The following is a 15,375-nucleotide window of genomic DNA, read 5'->3' as shown; positions in this document are numbered from 1 at the left end:
CGGGAACTCAGTCCGCTTCGTTAATCCACGTCATTTGGATGGCTTCTAGAATGCGCTCGTTTGAGGCTTCCGGATTATCATCAAAGCCTTCCAGTTCACATATCCAGCGGTGCATATCAGTAAAGCGCACGGTTAGCGGGTCAATATCTGGATGTTTTTCAATTAACGCAATGGCAATATCCAGCGTATCTGTCCATTTCATTAGTTATTTTCCCTAGCTAAATTAATTGTATATTTCGGAATTTCCACTACTAAATCAATGTCGGTGACAACGGCTTGGCATGACAATCGTGACTCAGACTCTAACCCCCAAGCTTTATCCAGCATATCTTCTTCTTCTTCGCTGGCTTCATTTAAACAATTATAGCCATTACGAACGATTACATGACAGGTAGTGCAGGCACAGGATTTTTCGCAAGCGTGCTCAATATCAATGTGCTTCTCAAGCAGCACATCACAAATAGTCTTGCCAGCAGGGCAAAGTAACTCCGCTCCATTTGGGCACAATTCAGCATGTGGTAATACAGTTATTTTGGGCATACAACGCATTTTAGCATTGCGCCAAACTGCGACAAAAATTCAAATATTATTCGGTATTTTGTTAGTTAATATTTTTTTAATATCTGCATTCATACGACGCAAGGCAAAATCGGCACCCGCTTCTTCTAGTCGTTTAATATTGTTGGAGATGGATTGTACGTCTTCGCTGGCCAAAGCTTGCTGCAAGGCGGTAATGGCGTTTTTGATGGCAGCATTTTCGTCGGAAGATAGTAATTCAGCAGAGTCCGATAAAGTTTTTTGCGTTGCGCGTAACAAATTTTTTGCTTCCTGCCGTTTTTCACTCAAACGGCGACTGTTAGCGTCTTCGGTAGCATGAGAAAATGCATCCTCCAAAATTTTTAACATTTGGGTTTCATCTAAACCATACGTTGGCTTAACGGTGACCTTTGATTGTTTTCCGGTTTCGCGCTCCTCTGCCGTAACCGATAATAATCCGTCGGCATCTACCTGAAATGAAACTCGCACTCGCGCCGAACCCGCAGGTAGTGGGGGAATACCCGACAAGGTAAACGTTGCTAACGATCGACAGTCACGGACGAGCTCGCGCTCACCCTGTACCACGTGAATTTTCATCGCTGTTTGTCCGTCTTGGTGGGTGGTGAATTCTTGTGCTTTTTCTATAGGGACGGCAGTGTTGCGGCGAATAATTTTTTCTGTCAGACCACCCATCGTTTCTAGCCCTAATGATAGTGGAATAATGTCCAACAGTAGCCAGTCATCACCACGTCGGTTTCCGGCCAGCACATCTGCCTGCGCTGCTGCGCCTAAACTTACGACTTCATCGGGATTAAGTTTGTCATAGGGCGTGCGCCCAAAAAAATTAGCAACCGCAGCTTTTATCATTGGCATGCGCGTTGCTCCGCCTACCAGCACTACGTTGCTTATTTCTTTTGGTGACAGAGTGGCATCGCGCAGTACCGCCTGGCATGCGCGTACCGTGGCAGTGGTAAGCGGCTCGGTGGCGGCAGTAAATTCATCTGCCGTTATTTCGCATTGCACCGCGCTTGCTGATAATTGCGCGCGTAATGTTACTTTCGGTGCAGCGGATAGTTCTTCCTTAGCAGTTCGCGCAGCGGCGACTAAACGTAACTCATCGTTGCCGTCTAGTTTTGGTAGCGCCATTTTATGTGCTGCCAATTCTGCCAACGCGCGGTCATAGTCATCGCCGCCCAGCGCCGTATTGCCCCCAGTAGAGAGCACTTCAAAGACGCCTTTTTGCAAGCGTAATACCGACACATCAAAAGTACCACCACCTAAATCGTACACCACATATACGCCTTCTTCGGCGTTATCCAACCCGTATGCTACTGCGGCGGCGGTAGGCTCGTTTAGCAGCCGGTATACGGTTAATCCTGCAAGTCGGGCAGCATCTTTGGTCGCCTGTCGTTGAGCGTCGTCAAAGTACGCCGGCACTGTAATAACAGCGCCAGCGACTTTGGCGCCGCATACTGTTTCGGCGCGGCGACGCAAACAGCGTAAAATTTCCGCTGATATTTCTATCGGTGTTTTGTCTCCAGCGGCAGTTTGAATGCGCGCAATACCGTCTTTGTCAGTGGCATAATCATATTGATAGCTGTTGCGTACATCCGCCGTGCTTCTACCCATTAACCGTTTGACCGAAGCAATTACTTGTTTTGGTGTATCAATAAAAGTCGTCAGTGCTTCTTGTCCCACTGCTACAGTGCCGTCAGCGGCATAGCGTACCACTGAGGGCACAATGGCACCGCCGCCGTCATCCAGCACCTGAGGAATATTGCCTTCACCGATTACTGCCACCAGTGAATTGGTAGTGCCTAAATCAATGCCCACCGCTAGACGACGCTCAATCGTTTCGGGCTGGCGCTCTTCTGGCTCCTGAATTTGAAATATTGTCATGCTATGTCGTCCAGCATTTTTTGCAAATAATGCCAGCGACGCACGGCGTTTGCGGCAGCTTCATTATCATTATTAGCCAAATGAGTGGTTGTATCATATTGTACTGTCGTTACTGTTGTTTCAATCTCTTTCCGCAGCGTTGCCAATGCAGCTGTATCATTTTCGGCCTCTTCTAGCGCCTCGCGCCATTCCAGTTGTTGCATTAAAAAATCTGGTGGCATAACAGTATTGTTTTCGGCCAGCGCCGATATTCCACGCAAAGAAAGCAAATAAGCAGCACAACGTAATGGAGTGCGTAGTGTTTGGTAGGCCTCGTTTACGCGACTGGCCATCTGCATAGCAGCACGCTTGTCTGCTGTTGGTGCTGCGGCGAAACGATCGGGATGCACGGAGCGTTGTAGAGATTGGTAACGCTCTTGCAATTGTTTATTATCCACTGTTATAGACTGCGATAAGGCAAACAGCGAAAAATAATCACAAGAGAAAAAGTCGTCGGACGATATCATATAGGCTTGGAGAAAGTATAATTTCTTTTTAGATACTGTCGGGCAACATTTTTTAATATTTGAATTAAATATTAATTTTATTCGTCAAAATTTATTGTCTAAAAATATCAAAGGTAATGATACGTAACAGGCAATCTAACTTTTAGATATTAAGTAGTAAAACTTTCCCCGCAACCGCAACTGTCTTTGACATTGGGATTGTTAAATTTCAACCCCTCTTGCAAGCCCTCACGCACATAATCTACTTCCATACCTTCCATGTGCACTAGTGATTTGGGGTCGGTGACTACCGTTACGCCGTGAGAATCAAAGGTTAAGTCACCATCTTGTAAACTATTGGCGTATTCCACTACGTATGCTAAGCCGGAGCAACCCGAGGATCTGACACCCAATCGAATACCAACGGCTTGTTTGGTGCGATCGCCAAGACAGCGGCGAACGTGCTCAGCTGCACTGGCGGTAAGCGAAATGGCCATGTAAGCGGCAAATTATGAAGCAGATGCGGTTTCGGGGTGCTTTTTGCGGTAATCGGCAACAGCTGCTTTGATGGCGTCTTCGGCAAGGATAGAGCAGTGAATTTTGACCGGTGGTAGGGTTAACTCTTGTGCAATTTCGGTGTTTTTAATGCTGGCGGCAGCGTCTAAAGATTTGCCACGCACCCACTCGGTGATAAGTGAAGATGAAGCAATAGCCGAACCGCAACCATAGGTTTTGAATTTAGCGTCTTCAATCAAGCCTTGTTCGTTAACCTTAATTTGTAATTTCATTACATCGCCACAAGCTGGTGCTCCAACCATACCAGTGCCCACGTTTTTATCGTCTTTACCAAAAGATCCCACATTACGCGGGTTTTCATAATGATCCATTACTTTTTGACTGTATGCCATAGTGTTTCTCCTATTTATGAAACTTTTATCTAATCTATTGTATCACACGCATAACTGTAATAATGCCATTAAATATCTACAATTAAGTTAAAAACAAGCAGGCTGTTTTTAGCAAGTTTTGCTTCCTTTGGCTATAGGACAAGCCATACTTTCTCGTGGTGGCAAAATAAAATTTGGCGTAAAATAACAAAATTCATGAATTTCTTTGAATCACAGGATCGAGCTAAACGTAACACTAGCTGGCTGGTATTGATGTTTGTTTTCGCTTTGCTGGGGCTTGTTACGTTGCTTTACGCTGGTGTGCATTGGCTTATGCTAGGGCAGCCACCTTCGCCGACGACGTTAGATAAACCGTTACTGGTAGATGTTGCCGTCGGAGTTTTGGCGCTGGTGAGTATCGGTTCCATATACAAAATTATTGCCCTCAATACTGGTGGCGGCGAAGCTGTTGCACAGAGCATGGGCGGGAGGTTAGTACTTCCTTCCACTGATCACCCAGAAGAACGACGGTTACTTAATATCGTTGGTGAAATGGCATTGGCAGTAGGTTGTCCGGTGCCGCAGGTGTATCTTATCCCCGACACCTCTGTCAATGCTTTTGCTGCTGGTACCAAACCTGGCAATGCGGTTATTGGTGTTACTGCTGGCGCGCTCAGCACTTTTAGTCGAGATGAAATGCAAGGTGTTATCGCGCACGAATTTAGTCACATTATTAACGGCGATATGCGACTTAGTATGCGTCTGATTGGCATAATTCACGGTATCATGTTGCTGTCATATTTAGGCTATTTTTTGTTGCGGTCATCGTTTTTTCTATCTATGTCGCGTTCGTCAAGCAGAGAGGGTGGGGCGGCGGCAATGGCGATTCCAGCGGCAGGATTAGCGTTGATTGTTATCGGCGCAGTCGGTGCATTTTTTGGTGGCTTGATTCGTGCTGCTGTTAGCCGTCAGCGTGAATTTTTAGCTGACGCTAGTGCTGTGCAATTTACCCGCAATCCTGACGGCATCGGCGGCGCACTCCAAAAAATTGGCGTGCGTAGCGGAATGCTCAAAAATCCTAAAGCGGCAGAAGTTGCACACATGTTTTTTGCTAAAGGAGCGGGCATGTCGTTTTCCGGACTGATGGCGACTCACCCGCCGCTCAACGAGCGTATTCAGCGTATTGTGCCGCAATGGGATGGCACTTCTGCTATTGGTACAGGGTTGGATAAACTGCCTGTGGCTTCACCAGATGTGATTACTACTCATGCTGCTGCCGCTAATTTTTCCAGTAATCTCGCCTCAACCCAGCAAGGCACAGCACAACAAGCAACACCGCCGGATTTATTTGCTATGCTTTTTGGTAAAAATGAAAAGGCAACGCAACTCACGACCCAAGCTGGAAAAACCCATGCTGCAGCACTAACTGCTGCTAGTTGTGTGATTGACAACCTCTCGCCAATATTGCAAACTGCTTTGAGTGATTCATATTCCACCCGGGCGCTGGTGTATGCGATGTTGCTAGATCGCAATAATGAAGGCTGTCGTCGCACCCAGTGCGAACATCTGCACAACTTTGCAGATGCTGGCGTTTATAAATTAACTATGCGTTTAGAGCCAGAAATCGTACGTCTTTCGCGTGCGGTTTGTCTACCTTTGTTATTGCGTACACCTCCGGCTTTGCGGCTTATGTCGCCGGTGCAATATGAGCGCTTTGCCAACAATGTACTCGCGCTCATCTCTGCTGATGCTGCTGTGGATTTGTTTGAATGGAGCGTAGAGGCGGTGTTACTGCACCACTTACAGGATTATTTTGGCAGGGTAAAAAAGGAGTCTTTGCCGACTACGCAAGAGGCAATGACCTATGCTTTGTCCATGTTGGCACAAGCTGGACACTCTCAAACGGCGGCAACTGCTTTTGCTACGGCACAGCAGGGACTTAACTTGCGATTTTCCGATGAAGCATTTTCACCAGAAAAATTATCTTTATCTATGCGACGACTGAACACGATGCCATCACAGCAAAAAGCGCGTTTTTTGCAAAGTGCTGCTAACTGTGCTGCTCATGATGGCGTTATTAATTCTGATGAAGGAGAATTATTGCGAGCTTATGCTGCCTTGTTGGACTGTCCATTGCCTCCAGTATCAGAAGCAAGTTTAAGCTAATGTTCATTGTTAACGGTCAGATGCCTTTTTATCTGCGCTCGTTGTTGTTGCGATTATTTTGTTATTTGCTTTGTGCGGCGGCAGTAAGCACTGCCGCCGCAGATAGGTCTTTACTGTTAGCGGTAACCACTAGCACCGAAAATTCAGGGCTGCTAGGCTATTTGTTGCCGGATTTTAAAAAGCAATGTGATTGCGAAGTGCGTGTGCTTGCTGTTGGCAGTGGCAAAGCGCTGGTACTAGGAAAAAACGGTGATGTGGATTTATTACTTACTCACGCGCCGGACGATGAAGAACGTTTTATCGCCGAAGGCTTTGGTGTGGACCGTCGTGCCGTTATGTACAACGATTTTGTCATTGTGGGACCGCCACACGATCCAGCTGACATTGGTGGTTTGAATATTGCCGATGCACTATTCAGGCTTTCAAAGAAACAAGAAAGTTCCTTTATCTCTCGTGGTGATGAATCTGGAACTCACAAAAAAGAACGCACGTTGTGGGAGAACCTCGCAATTTTTCCTGCAGGTGATTGGTACGTATCTGCAGGTACTGGCATGGGGCAGGTGCTGCTGATAGCCAACGAATTACGCGCCTACACACTCTCGGACAGGGGAACCTATCTTGCTTTTCGCGACAAAATTGATTTGCGCATTGTAGTGGAAAATTTCCCGCTGTTACGCAATCCGTACAGCGTTATGCGAGTAAATCCACAACGGCACCCGCATACTCAAGTGGAATTAGCGTCGCATTTTGCTGACTGGTTGGTTGCGCCTGCAACTCAGCAGCGCATCGGTAAATATCGTTATCATGGAGAACAATTGTTTGTCCCCAGCGTTAACAATTAACGGCTTTGGGCATTGAGTATTGCTGACGCCACTGCCGACGCGCTATCGTTACTGTTTATCGGCGATGATGCTTTGTGGGAGATTATTTTCACATCGTTGCGGGTGTCTGTATTGGCGCTTTTGGCGGCCTCACCGCTTGCGCTGTTACTAGCATACGTGCTCGCCGTCAGCAATTTTATCGGACGCCGCCTTTGCATTGCGTTATTGCAGGGATTTCTATCTTTTCCAACGGTGGTGATTGGTTTGCTTCTGTATATGTTATTTTCTCGTCAAGGACCGTTGGGCGCATGGCAATTGTTATTCACGCCCGAAGCGATGGCGGTAGGGCAGATGCTTATCGCTTTTCCGGTATTGGCTGTCTTTGCCTTATCAGCGTTGCAAAAAAACGACCCACGTGCTCGCGAAACAGCATTTACGTTGGGAGCAGGGCGGTTTCAAGCAGCTTTAATTGATTTGCGTGAAGCCCGATTTGGTTTAGTGGCGGCATTGCTTGCAGGATTTGGTCGCATAATTTCTGAAGTTGGTTGCGCTTTGATGGTTGGCGGTAACATTGCCCACCATACCCGTAACATTACCACTGCTATCGCACTAGAAACGGGTAAAGGTGCTTTTGCCGAAGGTATTGCGTTGGGGTTGGTATTGATAATATTGGCACTCGGCACAAGCGCTTTGCTGGCAGTTGTGCAAGGTGGTGGCAAATGAGCGAAGCACTGCTGTCTATCCGTGGATTGAAAAAATCATATAACGGGCGGAAAATTTTATCAGTAAAAACAATAGCAGCACACCGTGGTACTTGTGTGTTATTGCGCGGTGCTAATGGCAGTGGCAAAACAACGTTACTTAAAATTATTGCCGGTTTATTGCGACCAGATTCGGTCATGACATGGAAATTTAACGGACTTTCTCAAAAACCGTCTCAGCATGGCATCCGCAGCGTAGCATACCTGCATCAAACGCCGTACATGTTTATTGGTAGCGTTCGCGATAACATAAGTTTCGCTGCTCGTTACGCTGGTGAGTCGGCAACCGTCGTGGAAGCAGCACTGAAAAAATCGGAATTGGTTGATGTTGCTGGTGCGTCAGCGCAGGAATTATCAGGAGGGATGCAACAACGCTTGGCTATGGCGCGAATATGGGCGGCACAGGCAAAATTATATTTATTAGACGAACCGACCGCCTATATGGATTCTGATAGCGTAACGTTCACTCAAGCTTTAATTACAAATATGTTGCAACAAGGTGCTACCGTTATCGTCGCGGCACATGATGATATTGGTAATTTTCCTTTTACAGAAACGTGGGAACTGCAAGACAGTGATGTGTTATCAAGGTCACATAATTCTTGATTAAATTATAATAATAGGTTTATTTTGAAGTTAAAATTATTTTGTACGAAGAAACCTACTTATAAAATTTTTAATGTCTTTTCATATTTTTATAATTTACGGCGAGCGCTTTTTATAAAGATTGATGTTTTTCACAAACAACAATGCCATCCTCATCGGCATAGACGTAATGCCCAGGCACAAATGTTAACCCGTCAAATTGTACGGTTACATCGGTTTCGCCACTACCACGTTTTTGACTTCGCCTCGGCATGGCCGCTAAGGCTTTAACGCCCACAGCGGTTGCCGCTAACTCTTCCGTGTCGCGCACACAACCATTAACAATAATTCCCATCCATCCATTTTTTTTTGCTAATTCTGCTAAATTACCGCCTACCAATGCGCAATGCCTAGATGCACCGCCATCTACTACCAGTACTCGTCCATTGCCTTGTGTTTCCAACATCGTGCGCACTTTACCATTGTCTTCAAAGCATAGTACTGTGGCAATCGCACCATAAAAATTCGAAACGCCGCCAAAATCTGAAAATGCCACTGTTGCTTGCGGTATATCGCCAGCGCTCTCAATTGCATCACACAAATCAGGGGTATTGAAATTTGTCATTGCTTTCTCCTTATTCTTTCCTAGAAATCACCGCCGATTGTTCATTTGTCGTTAGTGGCGACAGTCCTGCTAATTTGCGGCTGGCATGCTGTTAACTATCAGCAATAACGTTGGGTTGTCATTGCCCTTCTAATAGCCGTTGTAATTCTTCTTGTTGCAAAGCACCGCGGACAATGGTGTTATTAATTACAAAAGAAGGTGTTGCTCGTATGTTTAGCAATAGCGCTAGGCGATAATTTTTTTTCAATTCCTGATCTATCTCTTCACTGCTTATATCTGCCTGCAGTTGTGTTAAGTCCAAACCAACCGCTGTTGCTACCTTATTCAAATTATTCGTTGTAATTGCTCCGTGTTGGCGCATGAGTGCATCGTGAAAAGCGACATATTTTTGTTGCTTCTGTGCGGCTAAAGCGTAACGTGCCGCTGTGTCAGAGAGCTCACCCAATATCGGGAATTCTAGTACAAGCACCCGTGCTCGCCCTGCTTCTATTTTTTCTTGCAATGTCGAGTACATGCGTTTGCAATAGCCACATTGATAGTCAGAAAATTCCACTAGTAACGGTCCTGTTTTGCCGAGCATTGGTGTATTGTCGTGAATGGATAAACTATTGATAACGGTGGTTATTAATTTTTCATCAAAGGCATAGCGCAAATGCAACAAAGATTCACTGCCCGCGCCATCGGCAAAAGCATCAAACAGTTCTTGAAATGCCCGTTCTTGCCTCAGAGATAGTTCGTCATCAGCATTTGCGACAAATGTGTCGGCAGTCAGCGCGATTGCCAATATGAAAGTAGGTATAACTATAAGGTGTTTCATAAAAGCATTATACTGCCGTCGTGCGGGCTTATATCACGTGAAATTAGAAAGCTGGTGTTGCAATTGGTGTGTTAATTTTTTTAGCAAATAAAAATATTTTATCTTTTACCTTGTTGCTGTTTTGTATTTTTTAGAATCACCAAGGTGAGCAAGTAGCCGCTGTTCAGCAAAACGCACTGCGAGTACGATGGATCCGGTCAACATCATATATAGCGCGATAGCGATGAAATAAGATTCACTGAATGCAAAAGTGCCACGCGCGGATTCCCGCGCCGCGCCGGTCAAATCTAACAACGTGATAATGCTCGCCAAAGACGTGCTGTGCATAAGAAAAATTAATTCATTGCCATATGCTGGCAGTGCGCGACGAAATGCCGATGGCGCTAAAATGCGCCACCATAAACGCAATCCATCCATGCCAAATGCACGTGCTGCATCAATTTCTCCCGTTGCCGTATTAGCCATTGCACCACGAAAAATTTCAGCGGAATACGCTGCAGTATTAAGTGAAAAAGCGATGAGGGCACACCAGTAGGGCTCACGTAACACTGGCCACAAAACGCTTTCGCGCACCATCTCAAACTGCCCTAAGCCAAAGTACACCAAAAACAACTGTGTCAACATTGGAGTTCCGGTCATATAGTAAACAAAGCTGCGTGCTGGCCAGTATATGTGAGGACGCTGCCGTGCCATCAACATCAATGCCAGCGGCCATGCTATGAAGAAGCCAATTAGTAACGATAGCACCGTCAACTGCACGGTCATTGAAAGTCCGGTAAGATAGAGTGTGCCATACTTCTGTAAAATGAGAGTAAAAGAATCAAGCATCGTCAAGCCCTCGCCGAGCACGTTTTTCTAAAAAATTAAATATCGTACCCGAAGCGGCGGTGAGCAGTAAATAACCGATAGAAGCGGCAAAATAAAATAAAAAAGGTTCTCGCGTTTTGGCTTTGGCCTGGTTGGCTACTGCCATCATATCGTCGGAAAGACCGATAACTGATACTAACGCTGTTGCTTTGAGTAGCACCAGCCAGTTGTTGCGAATGCCAGGCAAGGCGTGGCGCAACATTTGCGGAAAAATGATTCGCCAAAAAAGCAGCTGGGGAGGTAATCCTAACGATAAAGCAGCTTCTCGTTGACCGCGTGGCACTGCCAGCATGGCGCCGCGAAAAGTTTCAGTCATGTAGGCGCCATAGAAAATACCAATACCCAAAGCACCAGCCCAAAATGGTGGAATGATAAATCCGCCATCGTTTCCCAGCTGCGCATAAGCAAAATTAATCAATCGTTGCAAATCGTAGTACACCACTAAAATAAAAAGTAATTCGGGAATGCCGCGAACGACAGTGGTGTATGTGCCAGCTACTCTCTGTGTCACTTTTCCGGCGGATAGTTTTGCTGCGGCTCCGGCTAGTCCCAAGAGTACAGCAAGTAAAAGCGCTATCGCGGCAACGCCTAAGGTGATAAAAAAACCGGCAACAAAACGCGCTTCATAGCCCAGCAACGGTTGCATGGCTATGAAACGCGAATTTAACGCAGGTGGTACTGGATATTAACGTCCGTAAATATCAAATGAAAAATACTTGTCGTTAATTTCTTTATAAGCACCATTCTCTCTAATTGCTTTAATGGCGGCATTGATTTTTTCACGTAATTCATCTTCTCCCTTGCGTACGGCGATGGAGATGTTGCCAAAATATTCACTGTTGGTGTAGGTTGCGCCAGTGGTTTCGTATTCATCAGAATTTTTGTTTACCCAGTCTTGCTGGACGAATTGGTCTGCCAAAACTAGGTCTAGCCGTCCTTGTGTGAGATCTAGATGTGCGTTTTCAAGTGTGTCATAGCGCTTAATAACGGCACCTTCAAACTCTTCAGTGATAAAGCTGTCGGTCACCGTACCACGCTGAACGCCTACAGTTTTATCGGCCAATCCTTTATACGATACTTTAACGTTGCTACCTTTTTTTCGTACAAATTTGGCGCCATCTTTGTAATAGTGCTCGGTAAAATCAACTTTTTCACGTCGTTCTTCAGTATCAGACATTGATGCAATAATGGCATCATATTTTTTCGCTTCTAAAGCAGGGATAATGCCATCCCAATCTTGTTGTACTAGATCACAAGACATGCGCATTTCAAAGCACAGTGCCTTGGCAATGTCAATATCAAAACCCACAAGCTCACCTTTTTCGTCTACAGCAGAAAAGGGCGGATAGGCACCCTCCACACCAATACGCAAATCGGCTGCCGTTGCCGTTGGTGACAACAAAATAAAAAACGCCGTTAATATGGCGACAATGGGATTTTTCATGGGACTCTCCTATTTAGAAAATTAGGATTGATTATAACAAAAGAGAGCAATCTACTTTTTCAGCAATTAGAAAATCATGTCTACAAAAATTGTATAAGGGTAATAATCAGCAGTACTCTTTACGCTCAGTCATTAAGAAGCCGAGTTATCAACAGCAATGCTGTTGTAAGCATTATGGTAGCGACAATTGCGTTTAAAACCCGTTGTGCTATCGGCCGCGTCAGTAATGGCGACAATCGTGCTGAGCCATAGGCTAGCGTAAAAAACCAAGCAAAAGACAGAATCATGCCACCGACGGCAAAAGGCAACCGGTTATCAGCTGGTAGTGTTGCGGCAGCACCGCCAAAAATAATTGTCATATCTAATATGGCGTGCGGATTGAGCAAACTTAAAGCCAGTGAGGTAACGATTGCTCGACGTAATGACTGGGAGCTGTAGCTACTGGTCTGTGTTATTTGACCGGACAGCGCCGCATATGCAGACCGCAGACCGAACCACAATAAGAAAAGTACTCCCGCTAGGGTTAATGATGCCAAAACATTTTTACCAACAGTGTCGGCAGCGTCAGCGAGCAACAATCCGCAACCGATAAGCAGTGCGTCACAGCAGGAACAAACGAAAGCGACGGCAAACGGATGGCGACGTTCCATTCCTTGTGCGATGACATAGGCATTTTGCGCACCAATAGCGATGATAAGGCCAGCATTAAGCGCAATTCCTTGTAAAAAAGCAATGAACATAAATGATTCTATAAATTAAAAAATAACTCAGCGATTCTGCCACAACACCATATATTACATTGAGCTAATGTGGATTATCGCGGCATTACGAACAATTTTTGATGAGTCATACATAAATAACGAATTTTAATGCTATCTTAGAAAGTCCCCATTTTATTGGGTGGTTGTTGCCTTGGTGTAGAATATTTCTATGGTGTGGAATATAAATATCCGTGTTTTCTTTTCCATTATCGGCCTCTTTGTTTTGCTTCAATTGGTGGTCGTTGGTGGCTTTTTGTACGCGAGCAATCACTTTTACAATCAGTGGGTAGAGAATTGCCGTGAGTATCAGCAGGTCACAGGAAAAATAAATAAAGCTCAACAGCAAATTATCTCTCGCACCCGTCTAGCACGACAGTATGCGGTAACTGGTAAGCAGCAGTATCTGGATGATTATCGCGCTTTGGTCACTGATGAGTTATTTTTCCAGCTATTTGAAAGTTTTTCATTCAGCGATAGTGAGCAAGCGTGGTTAAATAACAGCGCTAATTTAGCTAAGCAGTTAGTAGAAATTGAAACAACAGTGTTTGATATGGTGCCAACTTCGCTGTCGCCGGCAGTTGTTCAGCTCTTTACTGGTGATTATTATCAAGCTCAGGATAGCATTGCGCGACAATTAAGTGCGTTGACAACTTCTATAGAAAATCGATATCAATCAAAAAACACCTCCTTACAAATGATGCTGGACAAGTTGAATTTTTATATTATTGTAGCGCTTGTCGTATTTATTACTATTACGGTGCTCATACTTATTACCATGCACAAAAAAATATTGCGACCTATTTCTTATTTGACACAGACGATTGAGACCATGTGGCGAGGAGAAAAGCTTGAAAAACGAGTGTTTTACAAAGATGAAATTGGTTTTTTAGCTCGTCAGTTTTATTCCATGAAAGACTATATGGATGAAAATTATCGTGATTTGGAAATTATGAGTTTTCAGGATGCACTTACTGGGTTGTATAACCGCCGTTATTTTTTTCAGGCAGCGGAACAATCCCTTCAAACTGCGAAACGAAATAAGCAACAAATTTGTTTGCTGATGACTGATTTGGATTACTTTAAGTCAGTTAATGATATCCATGGTCACTTGGTGGGCGATGAGGTGTTGCGGCACGTGTCGTCAATAATAGCGGGCACTGTGCGTGAATCAGATATTTGTGCTCGTTTCGGTGGTGAGGAATTCATTGTGTTATTGCAAAATACCGTAGCCAGCGGCGCGGTAACGATTGCTGAAAAGATTCGCGCTAACATAGAAAATTCCCCTTATGTTAGTGGTGACTTAACGTTAAATTTAACTATCAGTATCGGCGTTTCTCAGATTGGCAATGAAAAAGGGGGTATTAATATGACCTTAGACAATGCTGATAAGGCGTTGTATCAAGCAAAAAACAGCGGTCGCAACCGAGTTTGCTTGATATAAATCGCTGGTAGCCAAGCTGTTTAGCCGACGAGGCCTTCAAACGGCTGTATTTGCACAGTTTCACCAGTAGTCACCGCGCCGCGCGAATCTTCTAATACAATAAAGCAATTCGCTTGAGTCATGGAAGACAAAATTCCAGAACCTTGGTCGCCAGTGGAGCGTACTGTCCAGTTACCGTCTTGTTTTGGTGACATAATGCCGCGTTGGAATTCCGTTCGCCCTGGCGCTTTTTTGAGTGGCGCTAGTGTTATAGCGGGTATTGTTGGTAACATTCCGTCACCGATGCGCCCAGCACGTTTCCATAAAGCGGCGCGCACAAATTGATAAAAACATACCATTACCGATACTGGGTTGCCGGGTAAGCCAAAAAAATCGGCATTGCCAACTTTGCCGTACGCCAATGGTCGTCCAGGTCGCATGGCTACTTTCCAAAACAATACTTCACCTCGCTCGGCGAGTACCGGACGAATAAAATCGGCTTCTCCTACCGAGGCGCCACCGCTGGTAATGATAACGTCGTGGTGCGCCGCCGCCGCATCCAAAGTTTCCGCCAATGCTGCGGCTTCATCAGCTACCACGCCCAAGTCTGTCGCTTTTATACCTAATTGCTGTAACATCGCCGCCAATGTATGGCGATTAGAATCGTATACTTCGCCTTCAATTAGCGTATCGCCGAGTGATTTTAATTCATCGCCTGTGGAAAAAAATGCCACGCGTAATTTACGTTTGACCGGCACTTCCACTATTCCTAACGACGCCATTAGCCCAATTTCTGCCGGATGGCACAGTTGTCCGGCAGACAAAGCGGCATCTCCTCTGCGCAAATCTTCACCAGCGGCGCGCACATGTGTGCCGACTTTGCGCTCGCTTGAAACAATAATGATTTCACCGGCATCGCCAGTGTGTGTTTCTTCCTGTGGAATTACAATATCGGCACCAATGGGAATTTGTGCACCAGTCATAATTTTGACACACTGGCCACTGTCTACCGATTGCGTACACGGATGACCGGCAAATGAATCGCCAACGACGCGTAACGCCGTATCTTTTTCTGCAGACAAATCAGCAGCGCGACAGGCAAAGCCGTCCATAGCGGAATTATCGTGTCCGGGAACATTAAATGGCGCAACAATATCGCGTGATAATACGCACCCCAGAGCATCACGCAACGGCACCCAAGATTCGCCATTAATAGGTTTAATGCGCGAGAGAATGAGCCGTCGCGCTTCGGCTACTGGTGTCCATTGATTCATAAAGTGGGATTATGCGGCATTCATCG

The 15,375-nt window shown here is 45.5% G+C and carries 18 protein-coding genes; 5 read left to right on the top strand and 13 right to left on the bottom strand.

All coding sequences use genetic code 11. The features are described from left to right. Positions 1–7: 7 nt before the first annotated feature. The 6 genes from iscX to iscU all read right to left on the bottom strand — a co-directional run bounded on the left by iscX (position 8) and on the right by iscU (position 3,829). Positions 8–202 (bottom strand): Fe-S cluster assembly protein IscX, encoded by a 195-nt coding sequence (iscX, locus tag NQX30_06120; protein ID MDM5147943.1) that lies wholly within the window; start codon positions 200–202, stop codon positions 8–10. Then, positions 202–540, bottom strand: coding sequence for an ISC system 2Fe-2S type ferredoxin (gene fdx / locus NQX30_06115; protein MDM5147942.1), 339 nt, complete (start codon positions 538–540; stop codon positions 202–204). The genes iscX and fdx overlap by 1 nt, the downstream gene beginning before the upstream one ends. 39 nt (positions 541–579) lie before the next feature. Beyond that, positions 580–2,436: a Fe-S protein assembly chaperone HscA gene (hscA, locus tag NQX30_06110; GenBank protein MDM5147941.1), complete on the bottom strand. Its 1,857-nt coding sequence runs from the start codon at positions 2,434–2,436 to the stop codon at positions 580–582. Continuing rightward, complete coding sequence (gene hscB / locus NQX30_06105) at positions 2,433–2,942, bottom strand: Fe-S protein assembly co-chaperone HscB (protein ID MDM5147940.1); 510 nt, start codon at positions 2,940–2,942, stop codon at positions 2,433–2,435. Before hscB ends, hscA begins: the two co-directional genes overlap by 4 nt. 149 nt (positions 2,943–3,091) lie before the next feature. Then, positions 3,092–3,418 (bottom strand): iron-sulfur cluster assembly accessory protein, encoded by a 327-nt coding sequence (locus NQX30_06100; protein ID MDM5147939.1) that lies wholly within the window; start codon positions 3,416–3,418, stop codon positions 3,092–3,094. Between the two features lie 12 nt (positions 3,419–3,430). Further along, positions 3,431–3,829: a Fe-S cluster assembly scaffold IscU gene (gene iscU / locus NQX30_06095; protein ID MDM5147938.1), complete on the bottom strand. Its 399-nt coding sequence runs from the start codon at positions 3,827–3,829 to the stop codon at positions 3,431–3,433. Positions 3,830–4,024: 195 nt separating this feature from the next. Here iscU and NQX30_06090 point away from each other — a divergent pair, with 195 nt between their 5' ends. From NQX30_06090 to NQX30_06075, 4 genes are read left to right on the top strand one after another with little or no spacing between them, the layout of a single operon-like run. Next, complete coding sequence (locus NQX30_06090) at positions 4,025–5,974, top strand: M48 family metallopeptidase (protein MDM5147937.1); 1,950 nt, start codon at positions 4,025–4,027, stop codon at positions 5,972–5,974. Then, positions 5,974–6,816, top strand: a complete 843-nt coding sequence (locus NQX30_06085) for a substrate-binding domain-containing protein (GenBank protein ID MDM5147936.1) — start codon at positions 5,974–5,976, stop codon at positions 6,814–6,816. The genes NQX30_06090 and NQX30_06085 overlap by 1 nt, the downstream gene beginning before the upstream one ends. Before the next feature lie 12 nt (positions 6,817–6,828). Further along, complete coding sequence (locus NQX30_06080; protein MDM5147935.1) at positions 6,829–7,518, top strand: ABC transporter permease; 690 nt, start codon at positions 6,829–6,831, stop codon at positions 7,516–7,518. Beyond that, positions 7,515–8,162 carry an energy-coupling factor ABC transporter ATP-binding protein gene (locus NQX30_06075; GenBank protein ID MDM5147934.1) on the top strand — a complete coding sequence of 216 codons (648 nt, stop codon included), beginning with the start codon at positions 7,515–7,517 and terminating at the stop codon, positions 8,160–8,162. Before NQX30_06080 ends, NQX30_06075 begins: the two co-directional genes overlap by 4 nt. A 112-nt stretch (positions 8,163–8,274) precedes the next feature. Here NQX30_06075 and rraA read toward each other — a convergent pair whose 3' ends face one another. The 6 genes from rraA to NQX30_06045 all read right to left on the bottom strand — a co-directional run bounded on the left by rraA (position 8,275) and on the right by NQX30_06045 (position 12,634). After that, entirely contained in the window at positions 8,275–8,766 is a 492-nt protein-coding gene (rraA, locus tag NQX30_06070) for a ribonuclease E activity regulator RraA (GenBank protein MDM5147933.1), read from the bottom strand. Positions 8,767–8,884: 118 nt separating this feature from the next. Continuing rightward, entirely contained in the window at positions 8,885–9,583 is a 699-nt protein-coding gene (locus NQX30_06065; protein MDM5147932.1) for a DsbA family protein, read from the bottom strand. Positions 9,584–9,688: 105 nt separating this feature from the next. Next, a complete protein-coding gene (locus NQX30_06060; protein MDM5147931.1) occupies positions 9,689–10,411 on the bottom strand; it encodes an ABC transporter permease subunit in 723 nt (240 codons plus the stop codon). Beyond that, entirely contained in the window at positions 10,404–11,096 is a 693-nt protein-coding gene (locus tag NQX30_06055) for an ABC transporter permease subunit (protein MDM5147930.1), read from the bottom strand. Before NQX30_06055 ends, NQX30_06060 begins: the two co-directional genes overlap by 8 nt. Positions 11,097–11,135: 39 nt before the next feature. Continuing rightward, on the bottom strand, positions 11,136–11,894 hold the full coding sequence (locus tag NQX30_06050; GenBank protein MDM5147929.1) for a transporter substrate-binding domain-containing protein: 759 nt from the start codon (positions 11,892–11,894) through the stop codon (positions 11,136–11,138). Positions 11,895–12,019: 125 nt separating this feature from the next. Continuing rightward, the gene (locus NQX30_06045) at positions 12,020–12,634 is read right to left on the bottom strand and encodes a LysE family transporter (protein ID MDM5147928.1); all 615 of its coding nucleotides are present in this window, start codon (positions 12,632–12,634) and stop codon (positions 12,020–12,022) included. Positions 12,635–12,824: 190 nt separating this feature from the next. Here NQX30_06045 and NQX30_06040 point away from each other — a divergent pair, with 190 nt between their 5' ends. Further along, positions 12,825–14,096: a GGDEF domain-containing protein gene (locus NQX30_06040; GenBank protein MDM5147927.1), complete on the top strand. Its 1,272-nt coding sequence runs from the start codon at positions 12,825–12,827 to the stop codon at positions 14,094–14,096. Positions 14,097–14,116: 20 nt separating this feature from the next. Here the strand turns inward: NQX30_06040 and NQX30_06035 are convergent, their stop codons facing one another. Then, positions 14,117–15,349, bottom strand: coding sequence for a molybdopterin molybdotransferase MoeA (locus tag NQX30_06035; protein ID MDM5147926.1), 1,233 nt, complete (start codon positions 15,347–15,349; stop codon positions 14,117–14,119). Between the last annotated feature and the right edge of the window lie 26 nt (positions 15,350–15,375).

Source organism: Candidatus Persebacteraceae bacterium Df01 (genome assembly GCA_030386295.1).
In the GTDB taxonomy this organism is placed as follows: domain Bacteria; phylum Pseudomonadota; class Gammaproteobacteria; order Tethybacterales; family Persebacteraceae; genus Doriopsillibacter; species Doriopsillibacter californiensis.
The sequence above is the reverse complement of the archived record's forward strand: the minus strand, read 5'-3'. Positions and strand labels throughout refer to the sequence as shown.